Origin of the sequence: Pseudomonas sp. LS-2 (assembly GCF_003605735.1) — a bacterium.
Taxonomy (GTDB): Bacteria; Pseudomonadota; Gammaproteobacteria; order Pseudomonadales; family Pseudomonadaceae; genus Aquipseudomonas.
On record NZ_QXTJ01000003.1, the window covers coordinates 166,073 to 181,359 of the forward strand.

At 58.9% G+C, this 15,287-nt stretch carries 16 protein-coding genes; 6 read left to right on the forward strand and 10 right to left on the reverse strand.

Annotation, left to right across the window (positions count from 1 at the left end; all coding sequences use genetic code 11):
- From D3M70_RS32565 to tkt, 6 genes are all read right to left on the reverse strand, one after another.
- Positions 1 to 351, reverse strand: a 351-nt coding sequence (locus D3M70_RS32565) for a class II fructose-bisphosphate aldolase (protein WP_256659673.1), incomplete at its 3' end; no start/stop codon positions are given.
- Positions 352 to 475: 124 nt separating this feature from the next.
- Positions 476 to 799: an MliC family protein gene (locus tag D3M70_RS02700; RefSeq protein WP_120124141.1), complete on the reverse strand. Its 324-nt coding sequence runs from the start codon at positions 797 to 799 to the stop codon at positions 476 to 478.
- 100 nt (positions 800 to 899) lie between these two features.
- Positions 900 to 1,127: a hypothetical protein gene (locus D3M70_RS02705; RefSeq protein ID WP_120124143.1), complete on the reverse strand. Its 228-nt coding sequence runs from the start codon at positions 1,125 to 1,127 to the stop codon at positions 900 to 902.
- Positions 1,128 to 1,156: 29 nt separating this feature from the next.
- Positions 1,157 to 2,320 (reverse strand): phosphoglycerate kinase, encoded by a 1,164-nt coding sequence (locus D3M70_RS02710; protein ID WP_120124145.1) that lies wholly within the window; start codon positions 2,318 to 2,320, stop codon positions 1,157 to 1,159.
- Between the two features lie 17 nt (positions 2,321 to 2,337).
- Entirely contained in the window at positions 2,338 to 3,387 is a 1,050-nt protein-coding gene (epd, locus tag D3M70_RS02715; protein WP_120124146.1) for an erythrose-4-phosphate dehydrogenase, read from the reverse strand.
- Positions 3,388 to 3,547: 160 nt separating this feature from the next.
- Positions 3,548 to 5,545: a transketolase gene (gene tkt, locus D3M70_RS02720; protein ID WP_120124148.1), complete on the reverse strand. Its 1,998-nt coding sequence runs from the start codon at positions 5,543 to 5,545 to the stop codon at positions 3,548 to 3,550.
- Positions 5,546 to 5,803: 258 nt separating this feature from the next.
- On the opposite strand from tkt, the gene D3M70_RS02725 reads away from it, so the two are divergent.
- Positions 5,804 to 6,799: a metalloregulator ArsR/SmtB family transcription factor gene (locus D3M70_RS02725; protein WP_120124150.1), complete on the forward strand. Its 996-nt coding sequence runs from the start codon at positions 5,804 to 5,806 to the stop codon at positions 6,797 to 6,799.
- Positions 6,800 to 6,819: 20 nt separating this feature from the next.
- Positions 6,820 to 8,010 carry a methionine adenosyltransferase gene (gene metK / locus D3M70_RS02730; RefSeq protein WP_120124151.1) on the forward strand — a complete coding sequence of 397 codons (1,191 nt, stop codon included), beginning with the start codon at positions 6,820 to 6,822 and terminating at the stop codon, positions 8,008 to 8,010.
- 65 nt (positions 8,011 to 8,075) lie between these two features.
- On the opposite strand, the gene D3M70_RS02735 is transcribed toward metK, so the two are convergent.
- Positions 8,076 to 8,696, reverse strand: a complete 621-nt coding sequence (locus D3M70_RS02735) for a LysE family translocator (protein ID WP_120124153.1) — start codon at positions 8,694 to 8,696, stop codon at positions 8,076 to 8,078.
- Positions 8,697 to 8,889: 193 nt separating this feature from the next.
- On the opposite strand from D3M70_RS02735, the gene ligB reads away from it, so the two are divergent.
- On the forward strand, positions 8,890 to 10,575 hold the full coding sequence (gene ligB / locus D3M70_RS02740; RefSeq protein ID WP_120124155.1) for an NAD-dependent DNA ligase LigB: 1,686 nt from the start codon (positions 8,890 to 8,892) through the stop codon (positions 10,573 to 10,575).
- Between the two features lie 60 nt (positions 10,576 to 10,635).
- Positions 10,636 to 11,055 carry a DUF1090 domain-containing protein gene (locus D3M70_RS02745; protein WP_120124157.1) on the forward strand — a complete coding sequence of 140 codons (420 nt, stop codon included), beginning with the start codon at positions 10,636 to 10,638 and terminating at the stop codon, positions 11,053 to 11,055.
- A gap of 121 nt (positions 11,056 to 11,176) precedes the next feature.
- Here D3M70_RS02745 and D3M70_RS02750 read toward each other — a convergent pair whose 3' ends face one another.
- Positions 11,177 to 11,599, reverse strand: coding sequence for a cytochrome c (locus D3M70_RS02750; RefSeq protein ID WP_256659682.1), 423 nt, complete (start codon positions 11,597 to 11,599; stop codon positions 11,177 to 11,179).
- A gap of 148 nt (positions 11,600 to 11,747) precedes the next feature.
- Entirely contained in the window at positions 11,748 to 12,134 is a 387-nt protein-coding gene (locus tag D3M70_RS02755; protein ID WP_120124158.1) for an MAPEG family protein, read from the reverse strand.
- 226 nt (positions 12,135 to 12,360) lie between these two features.
- On the opposite strand from D3M70_RS02755, the gene D3M70_RS02760 reads away from it, so the two are divergent.
- The gene (locus D3M70_RS02760; RefSeq protein ID WP_120124160.1) at positions 12,361 to 13,182 is read left to right on the forward strand and encodes a DeoR/GlpR family DNA-binding transcription regulator; all 822 of its coding nucleotides are present in this window, start codon (positions 12,361 to 12,363) and stop codon (positions 13,180 to 13,182) included.
- Positions 13,183 to 13,333: 151 nt separating this feature from the next.
- Here the strand turns inward: D3M70_RS02760 and D3M70_RS02765 are convergent, their stop codons facing one another.
- Positions 13,334 to 13,768, reverse strand: a complete 435-nt coding sequence (locus tag D3M70_RS02765; RefSeq protein ID WP_120124162.1) for a hypothetical protein — start codon at positions 13,766 to 13,768, stop codon at positions 13,334 to 13,336.
- Positions 13,769 to 14,380: 612 nt separating this feature from the next.
- Between D3M70_RS02765 and ltnD the strand changes: the two genes are divergently transcribed.
- The gene (gene ltnD / locus D3M70_RS02770; RefSeq protein WP_120124164.1) at positions 14,381 to 15,286 is read left to right on the forward strand and encodes an L-threonate dehydrogenase; all 906 of its coding nucleotides are present in this window, start codon (positions 14,381 to 14,383) and stop codon (positions 15,284 to 15,286) included.
- The last annotated feature ends 1 nt before the right edge of the window (position 15,287 follow it).

The following is a 15,287-nucleotide window of genomic DNA, read 5'->3' on the forward strand; positions in this document are numbered from 1 at the left end:
GTCAGCCGGGGTTTTGCCGTCGTCGCGCAGAGAGCCGTCCATCATCACCGAGCTGAAACCCAGCTGGATCGAACGCTGGCAAATGGCGGGGCTGGTGCCGTGGTCCTGGTGCATGACCACGGGGATATGCGGAAATTCTTCGATTGCGGCCAGGATCAGGTGGCGCAGGAAAGGCGCACCGGCGTATTTACGCGCACCGGCCGAAGCCTGAACGATCACCGGGGAATCGGTCTTGTCGGCCGCTTCCATAATGGCGCGCATCTGTTCCAGGTTGTTCACGTTGAATGCAGGGACGCCATAGCCGAATTCGGCGGCGTGGTCCAACATCTGGCGCATGCTGATAAGTGCCATTGTCTGTCTCTCTCCCGGTAGGGTCGTTAATCGTGCGTGCCTGCCGTAGCGGCGGCTATTCAAATTATAGGGGCGTAATACTCGGTCACCGCCCGGTGTTGCATCGATCCTGCCACTCAGCCCTTCAAGGCGCCTTGCAGCCGCGACCGATCAAATCGTTGGTAGCGTCCCAGTAGACCAGGCCCTCGCTACCCTTGTTGTCAAACGCCAATACCCCGTTGCTGAACAGAGCACCGGAAGCACCGGGCGCCGCCTGTAGCCGGAAGACCTGTTCGCTTTGGTTCAAGCGCACTTCGACCTCTTTCTTCGCAGCATCGGCGTAACGCCAATAGATCTCCGCCTCGCTGTCGCAGACCCAGTGGGTCCACGGCGCAACCGGCTCAGAAGCCTTCATGCTGGCGCAACCGCCCAGCAGCATCAGTGTCGCAAGGGCAATCAAGCCTTTCATTACCACTCCTGGATCCCCTGCGAAGCGCGACACGTGTCGCTCGCTCCGATGCCCAGGGGCAGTTCTGTTTCAGATGTTCCGGTACACGTTCAGTTCAGAATCAGCGACAGGCGACTGGGCCGACAGCGGGCATGAACTCGTATTTTTCCCAAACCTCGGGACCGCCACGCTTGTAAACGATCGGTACGGTCTCAGCCTGCCAGCCGGCCTGATAGCAGCTGACCTGCAGCAGTTCCGGCGCCGCCTTCGGCCCCGTTCCATCCTCTGGCTCGCTCGCGCAGCCGACCAGTAAACCCGCCATGATCAACAGCGGTAATGGCTTGACCATCTCACTCCCCTTCACACCAGGCCCTGTATTCAGGCCTTGGCGCGTTGTTCCAGAACTTCCACGGCAGGCAATACCTTGCCTTCGACGAACTCCAGGAACGCGCCGCCACCGGTGGAAATGTAGGAGATTTTCTCGCCTACGCCGTATTTGTCGATTGCAGCCAGAGTATCGCCACCACCAGCGATGGAGAACGCCGGGCTTTCAGCGATTGCCTGAGCCAGCACTTTGGTGCCGTTACCGAACTGGTCGAACTCGAATACGCCGACTGGACCGTTCCACAGAATAGTCTTGGAAGATTTCAACAAGTCAGCGAATTGGGCCGCAGTTTTCGGGCCAATGTCCAGAATCATGTCGTCGTCGGAAACGTCAGCGATCAGTTTGACCGTCGCTTCGGCGTCTTCAGCGAATTTCTTGGCGACCACGACATCGACCGGCAGCGGAACGCTGACCTTGGCGGCGATGGCGCGGGCGGTGTCCAGCAGATCCGGTTCGTACAGCGATTTGCCGACTGGATGACCAGCAGCCGCCAGGAACGTATTGGCGATGCCGCCACCGACGATCAACTGATCGCAGACGGTGCTGAGGCTGTTCAGCACGTCCAGTTTGGTGGAAACCTTGGATCCGGCAACGATGGCAGCCATTGGCTTGGCGGGTTTGCCCAGCGCCTTGCCCAGAGCGTCCAGTTCCGCGGCAAGCAAAGGACCGGCTGCGGCAACCTTGGCGAACTTGGCCACGCCGTGGGTCGAGCCTTCAGCGCGGTGAGCGGTGCCGAACGCGTCCATCACGAACACGTCGCACAGCGCGGCGTATTTCTGCGCCAGCTCGTCGGCGTTCTTTTTCTCGCCTTTGTTGAAGCGCACGTTTTCGAACAGCACGATGTCGCCTGCTTTCACTTCGACGCCGTCCAGATACTCGGCCACCAGCGGCACTTCACGACCCAGCGCCTTGCTCAGGTAGTCCGCAACGGGCTTGAGGCTGTTCTCGGCGGAAAACTCGCCCTCGGTCGGACGACCCAGGTGAGAGCAGACCATGACAGCGGCGCCCTTTTCCAGCGCCAGCTTGATGGTCGGCAGCGAAGCAAGAATACGTGCATCGCTGGTGACGACACCGTCCTTGACCGGGACGTTGAGGTCTTCGCGGATCAGTACACGCTTACCTTGCAGATCGAGGTCGGTCATCTTCAACACGGTCATGAGGCGTTCCCTGTTTATTACTGTTGTTTATGGATGCTTTGAAGAAAGTGATCGGCGACATCCAGCATTCGATTGGCAAAACCCCATTCGTTGTCGAACCAGGCCAGAACGTTGACCAGCCGCGGGCCGGAAACCCGTGTCTGGCTGGCATCGATGATGGCCGAATGAGGGTCATGGTTGAAATCACAACTGGCGTGGGGCAGCTCGGTGTAGGCCAGCAAGCCTTTCAGCGGACCGCTGGTGGCGGCCTCGCGCAGAATCCGGTTGATCTCCACCGCATCCGTATCACGCGCTACCTGCAGCGTGATGTCCAGGCATGAAACGTTTACCGTCGGCACACGAACTGCTTTGGCCTGAATTCGGCCGGCAAGTTCCGGAAGCAGCCGCTCGATGCCACGCGCCAGACCAGTGGACACCGGAATGATCGACTGAAAGGCCGAACGCGTCCGGCGCAGGTCTTCATGATGATAGGCGTCAATCACCGGTTGGTCGTTCATCGCCGAGTGAATCGTGGTGATCGTGACGTATTCCAGGCCCAGCTCGCGGTTCAGCAGGTCTAGCAATGGCACGCTGCAGTTGGTGGTGCAGGACGCCGCAGAGACCAGCAACTCTTCTCCAGTCAGCCTCTGCTGGTTGATGCCGTAGACGATGGTGGCATCGACATCCGCTTCGCTCGCCATCGGCTGGGAGAACAGCACGCGCGGCGCACGGGCCGACAAAAAGCGCTCGCCATCGGCGCGAGTGTTGTAGACACCCGAGCATTCGAGCACCAGATCGACGTCCAGCTCATTCCAGTCGATGCCTTCCGGCGTCGCACTACGGAACACTTTGATGACGTGATCGTTGATGTGCAGAAAATCGCCTTCGACCCGCACTTCGCCGGGAAACCGGCCATGTGTGGAGTCAAAGCGCGTGAGGTATTCGAGACTGGCCATGTCGGCCAGGTCGTTGATTGCCACCACTTCAAAGCCAGCCTTCGCTCCTCGCTCGCACAGCGCGCGCAGCACGCAGCGACCGATACGACCGTAACCATTGAGGGCAACTTTATAAGGGCGGGGCTGAGGCATGGGGGTTCTCACAGACATTCGTTATCGCCCCACGATGGCGTAAGCGCCCCCCTGTAGCAGTCCGGCTTGCCGGCGGCGGCGAATTCAAGATCGCCACCGCCGGCAAGTCGGGCTGCTACAGATGGACGGTGCGCCAATCAAAAGGCATGCGTTGCCGATATCAGTCTTCCAGCAGCTCTTCAGCCGTGCCGACGATGTTCTCCAGCGTGAAGCCGAACTCTTCGAACAGCAGGTTCGCCGGCGCCGACTCACCGAAGGTGGTCATGCCGATCACGCGGCCTTCCAGACCGACGTACTTGTACCAGTAGTCCGCGTGACCCGCTTCGATGGCGATACGGGCGCTGACTTCCAGCGGCAGAACCGACTGCTTGTACAGCGCGTCCTGGGACTCGAAGACGCTGGTGCAGGGCATGGAAACCACACGCACGTTCTTGCCGTCGGCAGTCAGCTTGTCGAAGGCCTGAACGGCCAGACCGACTTCGGAGCCGGTCGCGATCAGGATCAGATCCGGTTCGCCGTTGCAGTCGCGCAGCACGTAACCACCACGGTTGATATTCTCCAGTTGCAGCGCGTCACGAGACTGATGCTGCAGGTTCTGACGGGAGAAGATCAGGGCCGAAGGGCCGTCGTCACGCTCGATGGCGTGTTTCCAGGCCACTGCCGATTCAACCGCGTCAGCTGGACGCCAGCAATCCAGGTTCGGCGTAGTACGCAGGCTGGTCAGTTGCTCGATCGGCTGGTGAGTCGGGCCGTCTTCGCCCAGACCGATGGAGTCGTGGGTGAACACATAGATGACGCGCTTCTTCATCAGCGAAGACATCCGCACCGCGTTACGGGCGTATTCCATGAAGATCAGGAAGGTTGCGCCATACGGCACGAAACCGCCGTGCAGGGCGATACCGTTCATGATCGCGCCCATGCCGAACTCACGCACCCCGTAATGCAGGTAGTTGCCGTTGGCGTCTTCGCCGGTGATGCTCTTGCAGCCTTTCCAGATGGTCAGGTTGGAACCGGCCAGGTCAGCCGAACCGCCGAGGAACTCAGGCAGCAGCGGGCCAAAATTGCTCAGGGCGTTCTGGCTGGCCTTACGGCTGGCGATGGTCTCGCCCTTGGCGTTCACTTCAGCGACGTACGCAGCGGACTTTTCAGCGAAGTCGGCTGGCAGCTCGCCGCTCATGCGACGGATCAGCTCGTTGGCTTCAGCAGGGAATGCAGCGGAGTAGGCAGCGAAACGCTGATCCCACTCGGCTTCGGCGGCCAGGCCTTTTTCCTTGGCGTCCCATTCTTTGTAGATGTCGGCCGGGATCTCGAACGGACCGTGGGTCCATTTCAGCGCAGCGCGGGTCAGGGCGATTTCGTCGTTGCCCAGTGGAGCGCCGTGGCACTCTTCCTTGCCCTGCTTGTTCGGCGATCCGAAACCGATGGTGGTCTTGCAGCAGATCAGGGTCGGCTTGTCGCTCTTGCGAGCGGTGTCGATGGCGGTCTTGATTTCGTCGGCGTCATGACCGTCAACATTGCGGATCACCAGCCAGCCGTAGGACTCAAAGCGCTTTGGCGTGTCATCGGTGAACCAGCCTTCGACTTCGCCGTCGATGGAGATGCCGTTGTCGTCGTAGAAGGCGATCAGCTTGTTCAACCGCAGAGTGCCAGCCAGCGAAGCGACTTCGTGGGAAATCCCTTCCATCATGCAGCCGTCACCCATGAACACGTAGGTGTGGTGATCAACGATGTTGTGGCCTGGGCGGTTGAACTGTGCAGCCAGAGTCTTTTCGGCGACAGCGAAACCGACGGCGTTGGCGAAACCCTGACCCAGCGGCCCGGTGGTGGTTTCGACGCCTGGGGTGTAGCCGTATTCCGGGTGGCCCGGGGTGCGGCTGTGCAACTGACGGAAGTTTTTCAGGTCGTCGATCGACAGGTCGTAACCGGTCAGGTGCAGCAGCGAATAGATCAGCATCGAGCCGTGGCCGTTAGACAGGATGAACCGGTCACGGTCGGCGAACAGCGGGTTGCTCGGATTGTGTTTCAGATAATCGCGCCACAGGACTTCAGCGATATCCGCCATGCCCATCGGGGCTCCTGGGTGGCCGCTGTTGGCCTTTTGCACGGCATCCATGCTGAGGGCACGAATGGCATTGGCACGCTCACGACGGCTGGGCATCGCTGATCTCCTGGGGCAGAAAGAAGTGGGATCTGAAAAAGGCGGCCATTTTCCCTCAGGCACTGCTGCGGGGCAATGACAGATGCAGCCGATGCGCGAATTTACTGCGTTGCAGGCGCTTTTTATGTCACGAAAGGAGAGTTGTGGCCGCAGACGGCGTAATCGCGGCGTCTGATGCCCGCCACCCATCGAGCAATATCAAAACTTTTTGATATTGGTCTTGCGGCTCGCTCGGTCCATAACTAGACTGCCTGCCTTATGAATCTTCGCGTGCCCGCTATCAGTCATGATCAAAGCGACGAACTGGCTGCCTTGTGCAAGGCCGGTGGCGACCCCCTGCGTCTGAACGTGCTGCGCGCCCTGTCGAACGACTCTTTCGGTGTGCTGGAGCTGGCGCAGATCTTCGCGATGGGGCAGTCGGGCATGAGCCATCACTTGAAGGTACTTGCCCAGGCAGGTCTGGTGGCAACCCGACGCGAAGGCAATGCGATTTTCTATCGCCGCGCCCTGCCCCATACCGACCAGATCGGCGGCAAGTTGCACGCGGCGCTACTTGAAGAAATCGACGGCCTGACGCTGCCGGACGACATGCAGGCCCGAATTGGCGCTGTGCATCGCCAGCGCGCCAACGCCAGCCAGGATTTCTTCGCACGCACCGCCGAAAAATTTCGAGCCCAGCAGGACCTGATCGCAGGACTGCCGCAATACCGCGACAGTCTCTTGTCGTTAATGGACAAGCTGAGCTTTGACGCTGACGCCACGGCTGTCGAAGTCGGTCCTGGCGATGGTGGTTTCCTGCCTGACCTTGCGCAGCGTTTCCGGCACGTCACGGGACTGGACAACAGCCCCGCCATGCTCGATCTGGCACGCAATATCTGCGAGCAGAAAGCACTGGATAACGTTGAGCTGAAACTGGCCGATGCACTGTCCGACGCTAACGTTAGCGGCGACTGCGTTGTCTTGAATATGGTGCTTCACCACTTTGCCGCACCGGCTGAGGCACTGAAACAACTGGCCAACCTGTTACGACCGGGCGCAAGCCTCTTGGTGACGGAGTTGTGCAGCCACGATCAGAGCTGGGCCAGGGAGGCCTGTGGCGATCTCTGGTTGGGTTTCGAACAGGAAGATCTGGCCCGTTGGGCCATCGCTGCGGGGCTGGTCCCCGGGGAAAGCCTCTATGTAGGTTTACGTAATGGTTTCCAGATACAGGTCCGCCACTTTCAGCGACCGGCTGGCGACACTCACCATCGGTAACACTCAGGAAAATCGTCGAGATGAGCGAATACTCCCTTTTCACCTCCGAGTCCGTGTCCGAAGGGCATCCGGACAAAATCGCCGACCAGATCTCCGATGCGGTGCTGGACGCAATCATTACCCAGGATAAACACGCTCGCGTAGCGGTTGAAACCCTGGTCAAGACCGGTGTTGCCATCGTTGCCGGCGAAGTCACCACCACTGCGTGGGTCGACCTGGAGCAGATCGTTCGTGACGTGATCAGCGACATCGGCTACACCAGCTCCGACGTTGGTTTCGACGGCGCGACCTGCGGCGTGATGAATATCATCGGCAAGCAATCCCCTGACATCAACCAGGGTGTCGACCGTGCCAAGCCTGAAGATCAGGGCGCTGGCGACCAGGGCCTGATGTTCGGCTATGCCAGCAACGAAACCGCCGAACTGATGCCTGCACCCATCGCGTTCTCCCACCAGTTGGTCAAACGTCAGGCTGAAGCCCGCAAATCCGGTCTGCTGCCATGGCTGCGCCCGGACGCCAAATCTCAGGTCACCTGCCGCTATGAAAACGGCATCGTGGTCGGTATCGACGCGATCGTCCTCTCCACCCAGCACAACCCTGAAGTCTCCTACGCCGACTTGCGCGAAGGCGTGATGGAGCTGATCGTCAAGCATGTGCTGCCAGCCGAGCTGCTGCACAAGGACACCCAGTTCCACATCAACCCGACGGGTCAGTTCATCATCGGCGGCCCGGTGGGCGACTGCGGTCTGACCGGTCGCAAGATCATCGTCGACAGCTACGGCGGCATGGCCCGTCACGGCGGTGGCGCGTTCTCCGGCAAGGATCCGTCCAAGGTTGACCGTTCGGCCGCCTACGCCGGTCGTTACGTTGCCAAAAACATCGTCGCCGCGGGCCTGGCCGAGCGTTGCGAGATTCAGGTTTCTTACGCCATCGGCGTCGCGCAACCGACTTCGATCTCGCTGAACACCTTCGGCACCGGCAAGATCAGCGACGACAAGATCGTCAAGCTGGTCCGCGAGCACTTCGATCTGCGTCCATACGCAATCACCACCATGCTCGACCTGCTGCACCCGATGTACCAGGAAACCGCAGCCTATGGCCACTTCGGCCGCACCCCGGAAACCAAGACCGTCGGCGAAGACACCTTCACCACGTTCACTTGGGAAAAAACCGACCGCGCCAACGCACTGCGTGCTGCCGCCGGTTTGTAATACGCCTGAGCTGTGACAGGTAAGAAAAGCCCCTGGCGATGAGACTCGTCAGGGGCTTTTTGCTTTTATGCCCGCCGCGCCACCAGCAAAAACGACGCAGAGCTCGCCAACAACCCGGCGCAAACACGGTTGAACAACCGCTTGCCGCTGGGCTTGGCGAACAGCCGGCGGGCGTGGATGCCCATGTAGCAATAGAGCGCGATGGCGATGCACTCCAGTGCCAGAAACATCGCGCCCAGTTGTGCGAACTGGGTGGTGATCACCCCGGAGCGGTCGATGAACTGTGGCAGGAAAGCGGTGAACAGAAGGATCGCCTTGGGGTTGCCGATGGCGAGCAGAAATTCCTGACGCGCCAATCGGCCGAGTCCAATCTGTGCGGCCGTGCCATCAATGTGGGAGTCCCCCCGAGCCCGCCACAGTTGAATCGACAGGTAAAAGAGGTACGCCGCTCCGACAATCTTGATCGCGTGAAACAGCCATTCGGATGTGTGCAAGACCGCCGTCATTCCCACCGCGGCGAGTGCAATCATGATTGCGAACGCCAACAAACGGCCAAGCCCACCGCCGCAACCGCGAACGAAGCCGTAGCGTGAGGCATTGCTGATCGACAGCAGGTTGTTGGGGCCGGGAGCCATGTTGAGGGCAAAACAGGCAGGGATGAAAACGGCGAGGGTCGACAGTTCCATTTTATGGGCGTCCTTTCCAGGCGCTGGATGAAACATCATTTTGCACTCGCACCGAATGGGCTCAAGGCACAGCTGCGCAGCGAATTGCAGCCCGACTGTACCGGCCATGACAAATCCGGTAACCAGGCGTAGCGCCAGACACACGCGTGAGGCCCTAGCCTTTGCCGTATGACTGACTGGCAAGGATGCGTCGATGCTGCCCCTTCTCCTCCCCATCATCTGTATTTTCGTGGTCCTGAACTTCAATACTGCCTACGCCAGCATCTGCCCTGAATGGGCATCACCCCGAGCCGAAAGCGAGATCCTTTCGCTACGCGAGCAGATCGTGAAGTGGGACGACAGCTATCATCGCCAAGGGATTTCTCTGGTCGCGGACGAGCTGTATGACCAGTCGGTTCAGCGGCTCGCTCATCTGCGATCCTGTTTCCCTCTACGCGCAACCCCAGATGACAACCCCCTCAAAACCGCAGCAGGTGAGCATTTTCACCCCGTGCCTCATACCGGCGTGAACAAACTGCCTGACGAGGATGCGGTGCAGACGTGGCTCAATGGCAAGCACGATGTGTGGATTCAACCGAAGGTGGATGGGGTGGCGGTCACGCTGGTTTATGAACGCGGCAAACTGGCAAAAGTCATTAGCCGCGGTGATGGCACCAAGGGACAGGACTGGACGGGCCACGCCCATCAAATTCCCGGGATTCCCAATCAGCTTGCGTGGGAAAAGACCCTGATTTTACAGGGTGAGTTGTACTGGCGACTCTCCGACCATGTACAGGCCGATGCGGGAAGTATCAATGCTCGCAGCAAAGTGGCCGGGCTTATGGCCCGAACCTCCATCAGCGCCGAAGAAGGGGCTCAGATCGGATTGTTCGTATGGGAGTGGCCAGACGGCCCTGCGGAGATGACAGAACGGCTGACCGGACTTCGGGCGCTCGGCTTTGCGGACAGCGCACGCTTCAGCGAGCCGCTGCAGAATTTTGCTCAGGCACGAAACTGGCGTGAACACTGGTACACAAACCCGCTCCCGTTCGCCACCGACGGCGTGGTAATTCGGCAGGGAGAGCGGCCGCAGTCAGAGCGCTGGCAGGCGAAGGCGCCATACTGGATTGCGGCGTGGAAGTACCCATTTGCAAAGGTGTTGGTCGGGGTTCGCAATGTCAATTTCAATGTAGGGCGAAGCGGGAAGATCACGCCAGTGCTCGACGTAGACCCCGTTCGGCTGGACGACCGCAAAGTCAGCAGAGTCAGCGTTGGCTCGCTGAAACGCTGGCAGGCGATGGATATTCTACCCGGCGACCAAGTGTCGATCAGCCTTGCCGGTCTTACGATTCCTCGCCTGGACGGCGTGGTCACGCGCAGCGTCGAACGCACCCCGTTGAACGTCCCTAATGCCGAGGATTACCACTCGCTAAGTTGCTGGCGACCTGTCGAGGGATGCGAAAGTCAGTTCCGCGAACGTCTGAAATGGCTGAGCGGGAAGAGGGGGTTGGCATTGAGTGGCGTAGGACCCGGCACTTGGGACAAGCTGATCGACTCCGGCAACCTCAACGGTCTGCTGGACTGGATGTCCCTTGAGGGTGCACAGCTTGTTAACATTCCCGGTCTCGGTGAACGCAGCGCAGCTAAACTGCTGAAGGGTTTTCAGAGCGCGCGCGAACAATCGTTCGAAATCTGGCTCAAAGCGATCGGTCTGCCGCCTGTGGCGGGTGCCAGTCTCGGCGACTCGTGGTCGGCACTGGCGTCTCGAAGTATCGCTCAGTGGCAAGCCGAGCCCGGTATCGGTCCCAGTCGTGCAAAGCAGTTACACGCATTTTTCAACGACCCGCAGGTGCAGGCGCTCAGCACGCAGCTGCGGGATCAAGGCATCAAAGGGTTTTAGTCATTTATACCCCCGTATGCTCGCATCGAGCGCCGGGGCGTCTGTATTCAAGGAGCGTTTATGAAATTTTTGTCCCCACTGATCGCATTCACCGCTTGCGGTCTGCTCGCCGCCCCCTTGTTCGCTGCCGAACAGGCACCCGAGTTGACCGGCTGCGCGGCGAAACGTCAGGACATCAGCACCCAGATCGAACAGGCCAAGGCCGCAGGCAACAGCAATCAGCAGGCCGGTCTGGAAAAAGCCTTGAGCGAAGTCACGGCCAACTGCACCGACGCGGGTTTGCTCAAAGAGCAGGAAAAGAAAGTTCTGGACGCCAAGCGCGAGGTCAGCCGTCGTCAGGCTGATCTGGACAAAGCCAACAGCAAGGGCGATCCGGAGAAAATCAACAAGCGTAAAGACAAGCTGGCCGAATCAAGGAAGGAGTTGCAGGACGAGCAGGAGAAGCTGGAGAAGCTTCAGCCGGATGAAGAAGACGAGTAGGCGCGAGCCTGTAGCGGGAGCCAGCTTACTGGTGAGGGCGTTCGGTCTGGGGTTTCAAGGTGAATGAAATCCCGCTTTCACCAGCAAGCCGGTTTCCCCAGAACCCCGCGTCCAATTGCCCTCAGTGATCCCGAAACTCTTTGTGGCAGGCGTCGCAGGCATCTTCGACGTTGTTCATCGGCGCAATCATGTTCACAGGCGTCAACTGAAGTTGCTGCGTGGCAACCACCAGTTCCCCGGTTCGGGTTTCCAGCGCTTTGGCGAGTTCCTGAAAACGTGCCTGCCGCTGCCAGACCGCATCCTTCGCACTGGTGTGCTCGGACTCACGTACAGGCGGGAAATGCTTCCAGGGCGCGTGAGACAAGGCATCGAGCTTTACCGCGCCCTCGGCGAATTTCGGGCCATCGAACGTCAGTCTCCCGCGCAGCATGCCGCCGATATCTTCACTGGTTTTGAGCATTTGCTTGAAGATCGCCTTGCGCTGCCCGAGCGGCGAGTCAGGATCGACACCGCCGCACGCGCTCAAGCCAAGCAGAGCAACCACCAACAGGCACGCCCTCAACGGCAAACTTTTGTGGGACAAACCTTTCAAACCAACGCTCTTCGATTTCATGGCGACGACTGGCTGGAAAAAACGGCCGCCAGTATCGGCCCGCGCCATGAAAAACCCAAGTGAAGGATCGACATTGCGATCAAACGGAAACGCCGAACAAGGCGACCACCAGCGCCAGGCCGATGAACCACGCCAGCGAGCGCAGTGCGGCGAGGTCGGCAAGGTAAAAGATGATGTACAGCAGACGGCTGGTCACGAACAGGACTGCCAGCACATCAATGGTGACCAACTGCGCCACACCGGCAATGTGAGCAATGATTACACCCGCTGCAAAACCCGGAATGGCTTCGAAGCTGTTCTGCTGGGCGGCGTGGGCGCGACGTGGCAACCCTTCGAGGGCGTCGAGAAAATCCCGGGGGTTGTGGTTCTGCCGGGCGCTGAAGCGACCGCTGCCGAACTTGGCAATCGAGGTACACACAAGGGGTAACAGAATCACGATCAACACGCACCAAAAGGCAACGGTCATGGTTTCAGCATCCTTTTCTGGAATTCAGGTTTCATCTCGGGAATGGACAGCGTTTGACGGCCGGAATGCCCGCAGTCCGCGAGAATAATGGATTCTCGCGGATCGAACACAGCAGGCCTGCAGAATACGCACCGGCACTTCTGGCTGCTGTCACAACGCGAACGATTGGCTAAGATGCCAGCCATCACAGTCGATAACGGCTGAATACCGTGCCCCAGGAGCCTGAATGTCCAGCGAAGAAGACACCACCATCAGTGGTGCAGCGCCCATGATTCCCGACCAGCGTAGAGAATTGATGCTGCGTCAGTTGCGCAAGCATCAGGTACTGAGCGTGCATCAGCTGATGGAAATGTTCGACTGCTCGCACATGACCGTTCGCCGCGACATCGCACTGCTGGAACAGAGCGGGCGTGCCTATTCGGTGACCGGAGGCGTACGCATCGCCAGTCAGGTCCACAGTGAACCCAGTCACCAGTCCAAGGCTGTGGTCGAGCTGCCGCACAAGCAGGCGATGGCCCGACTCGCCGCTGGGTTGCTCCACCCGGAAATGACCGTTTACCTGGATGCCGGCACCAGCACGCTGGAAATCGTGCCGCACATCATCGCCTTGTCCGGAATGACCGTAGTGACCAACGATTTTGGCGTGGTCAATGCGCTGGCCGAGGCGACACATGTAGATGTGATTCACACCGGCGGGATGCTGGACCATCCGAATCGATCCTGCGTCGGAGGGTTGGCAGCCGCAACCTTGCGCCATCTGGCAACCGATGTCGCGTTCATGTCCACCAGTTCGTGGGACCTGCAACGGGGCACGACAACGCCCTCGGCACTGAAAGTCGAGGTCAAGCAGGCGGCGATGGAAGCGGCGTCACGCTGCGTGCTGCTGACCACAAGCTCGAAGTACGGCACGTTCGGCATGTACAAGGTAGCGGGGCTTGAGCAGTTCGACACGATCATCAGCGATGAAGGCCTGGCGCAAGCGGCGGCGGAAAGCATTCGCGCGCACGGCGTGGAATTGCTGTTGGCATCTGTGGAAAAAAACCGCTGAGCCTGCTTCCGTTTCTATAGCCGCGCGGCTTGCTGGCGGTAGCGCCTTTGAAATGGCCACCGCCGGCAAGTCGTGCTGCTACAGCGAAAGCGGCGCGTCGAACGCTCTCGCGTCAATGAGCCGCCTAAATTAAAATACCGACCACCCCTCATCAGATAAATTGTTTTGGTTCGTAGACTTCCGTAATTTCTCCATCCTCAATGTCAATTACTCCCCCTTCGCTTTCCCGCGATACTTCGTCCAAGGTGAAAATTGACTTATCTCCATCGCTGAACTGACCACTTAACCCTTCTTTAAATCCCAAGCGAAAATCCACTTTATCCCCCGCTTTCCTTTCCCCATTGCCCGTCACTGCAAAAGTGTTATCCCCCGAGCCTTTTAGAGTGTATTCCAGATACGAATATGCGCTGGTATTGCCGCCGTGCCCCAACCGCACGACAAATACGGCGTCGGGCTTGTTCAACGGGGCGCGCGCGACAAGCGTGCCGGAAAACGTATAGCGGGACGGCCCTGCCGCGCGGACATCACCCTCGAACCTAAGCTCTGGTTTTACATTGGCATTGAGATCCAACTTGACATTCGTCATAGCAACAATCCCTCTATTCATTCGTACTCGGCTGCCGAGAAGTTCGACCCGCCATGCATTCACTATCAATCAAACCCCAAAAACTTCAAGCCAGAAGATAAATAAAAACAGAAAACCCTGATGGACGGCCCACGAAAGTACCGACAAATAAGTATCTGCAATAAACCTCCTCCCCCCTATAGCGATTCATCTAAATCTATCGAAATAAATAACACTACATACATCGCGATTAGCAATATAAGAAATACTCAACGGGCCTCCATGATCGCCTACGCTATCGAACAAAAAACCGAAAAAACGTTTGCGCTGCTGGAGATGCTTTGGGCGTCAGCGGGTTGCTTATCGACCTCTCTGTAGCAGTCAGACTTACCGGCGATGGCGATTTGGAAGACGCCCCGCCGGCAAGCCGGACTGCTACAAAAAACCGAATCTAAGCCAGGTTCGAGGTAGAGGCTTCTTCGCGCCTGATCAAAAAACGATCAATGTTAACTTTTGTGAAGACGAAAAAATACTTCACATTATTTGCTCACAGGTTCACTATCTTTAACAGATCAGAACAAACACCGTTCGAGTGCCTGAGGCAACGATGGCACTCAACCCGAGGAGGGATGTATGAATAACAAAAATGTCGGCGTGGTCGGACTGGGTGCCATGGGCTTGGGCATCGCACGTTCGCTGCTGCGCAGCGGTTTCAACGTTCATGCCTGTGACGTACGTGCCACCGTCACTGAGCAATTCGCCAGCGAAGGCGGCGTTGCTTGTGACTCTCCAGCCAGCATGGCGGCAGCCTGCGACGTGATCATCACCGTCGTGGTCAATGCCGAGCAGACCGAAACCGTGCTGTTTGGCGAAAACGGCGCCGTTGCCGCGCTCAAGCCTGGCAGCCTGATCATCGGCTGTGCCACCGTTGCCCCTACATTCGCCATCGAACTGGGCGAGCGCCTGACCGAAAAAGGCTTGCTCTACCTCGATGCGCCAATCTCCGGCGGTGCCGCAAAAGCGGCTGCTGGCCAAATGACCATGATGACGTCCGGCCCGGCTGACTCCTACGCCAAGGCCGACGCGGTCCTCAACGGCATGGCCGGCAAGGTCTATCGCCTGGGCGACGTTCACGGTCTGGGCTCGAAAGTGAAAATCATCAACCAATTGTTGGCGGGCGTGCATATCGCGGCGAGCGCCGAAGCCATGGCACTGGGCCTGCGCGAAGGGGTCGACGCCGATGCGCTCTACGAAGTGATCACGAACAGCGCTGGTAATTCCTGGATGTTCGAGAACCGCGTGCCGCACATCCTCAAGGCCGATTACACCCCACTGTCGGCTGTGGATATCTTCGTCAAGGACCTGGGCTTGGTGCTGGATACCGCCCGCGCCAGCAAATTCCCGCTGCCGCTGTCGTCCACCGCGCACCAGATGTTCATGCAAGCGTCGACTGCAGGCTTCGGTCGTGAAGATGACTCGGCCGTGATCAAAATCTTCCCCGGCATCACATTGCCCTCCGCCAAAGCAGCCAACGACTGAG

What these genes read in the sequence shown, in the direction of transcription:
- D3M70_RS02765 (WP_120124162.1), bottom strand. Translation starts at nt 13,768, where the DNA reads ATGACGAATGTCAAGTTGGATCTCAATGCCAATGTAAAACCAGAGCTT.
- D3M70_RS02700 (WP_120124141.1), bottom strand. Translation starts at nt 799, where the DNA reads ATGAAAGGCTTGATTGCCCTTGCGACACTGATGCTGCTGGGCGGTTGC.
- D3M70_RS02735 (WP_120124153.1), bottom strand. Translation starts at nt 8,696, where the DNA reads ATGGAACTGTCGACCCTCGCCGTTTTCATCCCTGCCTGTTTTGCCCTC.
- D3M70_RS02760 (WP_120124160.1), top strand. Translation starts at nt 12,361, where the DNA reads ATGTCCAGCGAAGAAGACACCACCATCAGTGGTGCAGCGCCCATGATT.
- ltnD (WP_120124164.1), top strand. Translation starts at nt 14,381, where the DNA reads ATGAATAACAAAAATGTCGGCGTGGTCGGACTGGGTGCCATGGGCTTG.
- D3M70_RS02755 (WP_120124158.1), bottom strand. Translation starts at nt 12,134, where the DNA reads ATGACCGTTGCCTTTTGGTGCGTGTTGATCGTGATTCTGTTACCCCTT.
- ligB (WP_120124155.1), top strand. Translation starts at nt 8,890, where the DNA reads ATGCTGCCCCTTCTCCTCCCCATCATCTGTATTTTCGTGGTCCTGAAC.
- tkt (WP_120124148.1), bottom strand. Translation starts at nt 5,545, where the DNA reads ATGCCCAGCCGTCGTGAGCGTGCCAATGCCATTCGTGCCCTCAGCATG.
- metK (WP_120124151.1), top strand. Translation starts at nt 6,820, where the DNA reads ATGAGCGAATACTCCCTTTTCACCTCCGAGTCCGTGTCCGAAGGGCAT.
- D3M70_RS02725 (WP_120124150.1), top strand. Translation starts at nt 5,804, where the DNA reads ATGAATCTTCGCGTGCCCGCTATCAGTCATGATCAAAGCGACGAACTG.
- D3M70_RS02705 (WP_120124143.1), bottom strand. Translation starts at nt 1,127, where the DNA reads ATGGTCAAGCCATTACCGCTGTTGATCATGGCGGGTTTACTGGTCGGC.
- D3M70_RS02745 (WP_120124157.1), top strand. Translation starts at nt 10,636, where the DNA reads ATGAAATTTTTGTCCCCACTGATCGCATTCACCGCTTGCGGTCTGCTC.
- epd (WP_120124146.1), bottom strand. Translation starts at nt 3,387, where the DNA reads ATGCCTCAGCCCCGCCCTTATAAAGTTGCCCTCAATGGTTACGGTCGT.
- D3M70_RS02710 (WP_120124145.1), bottom strand. Translation starts at nt 2,320, where the DNA reads ATGACCGTGTTGAAGATGACCGACCTCGATCTGCAAGGTAAGCGTGTA.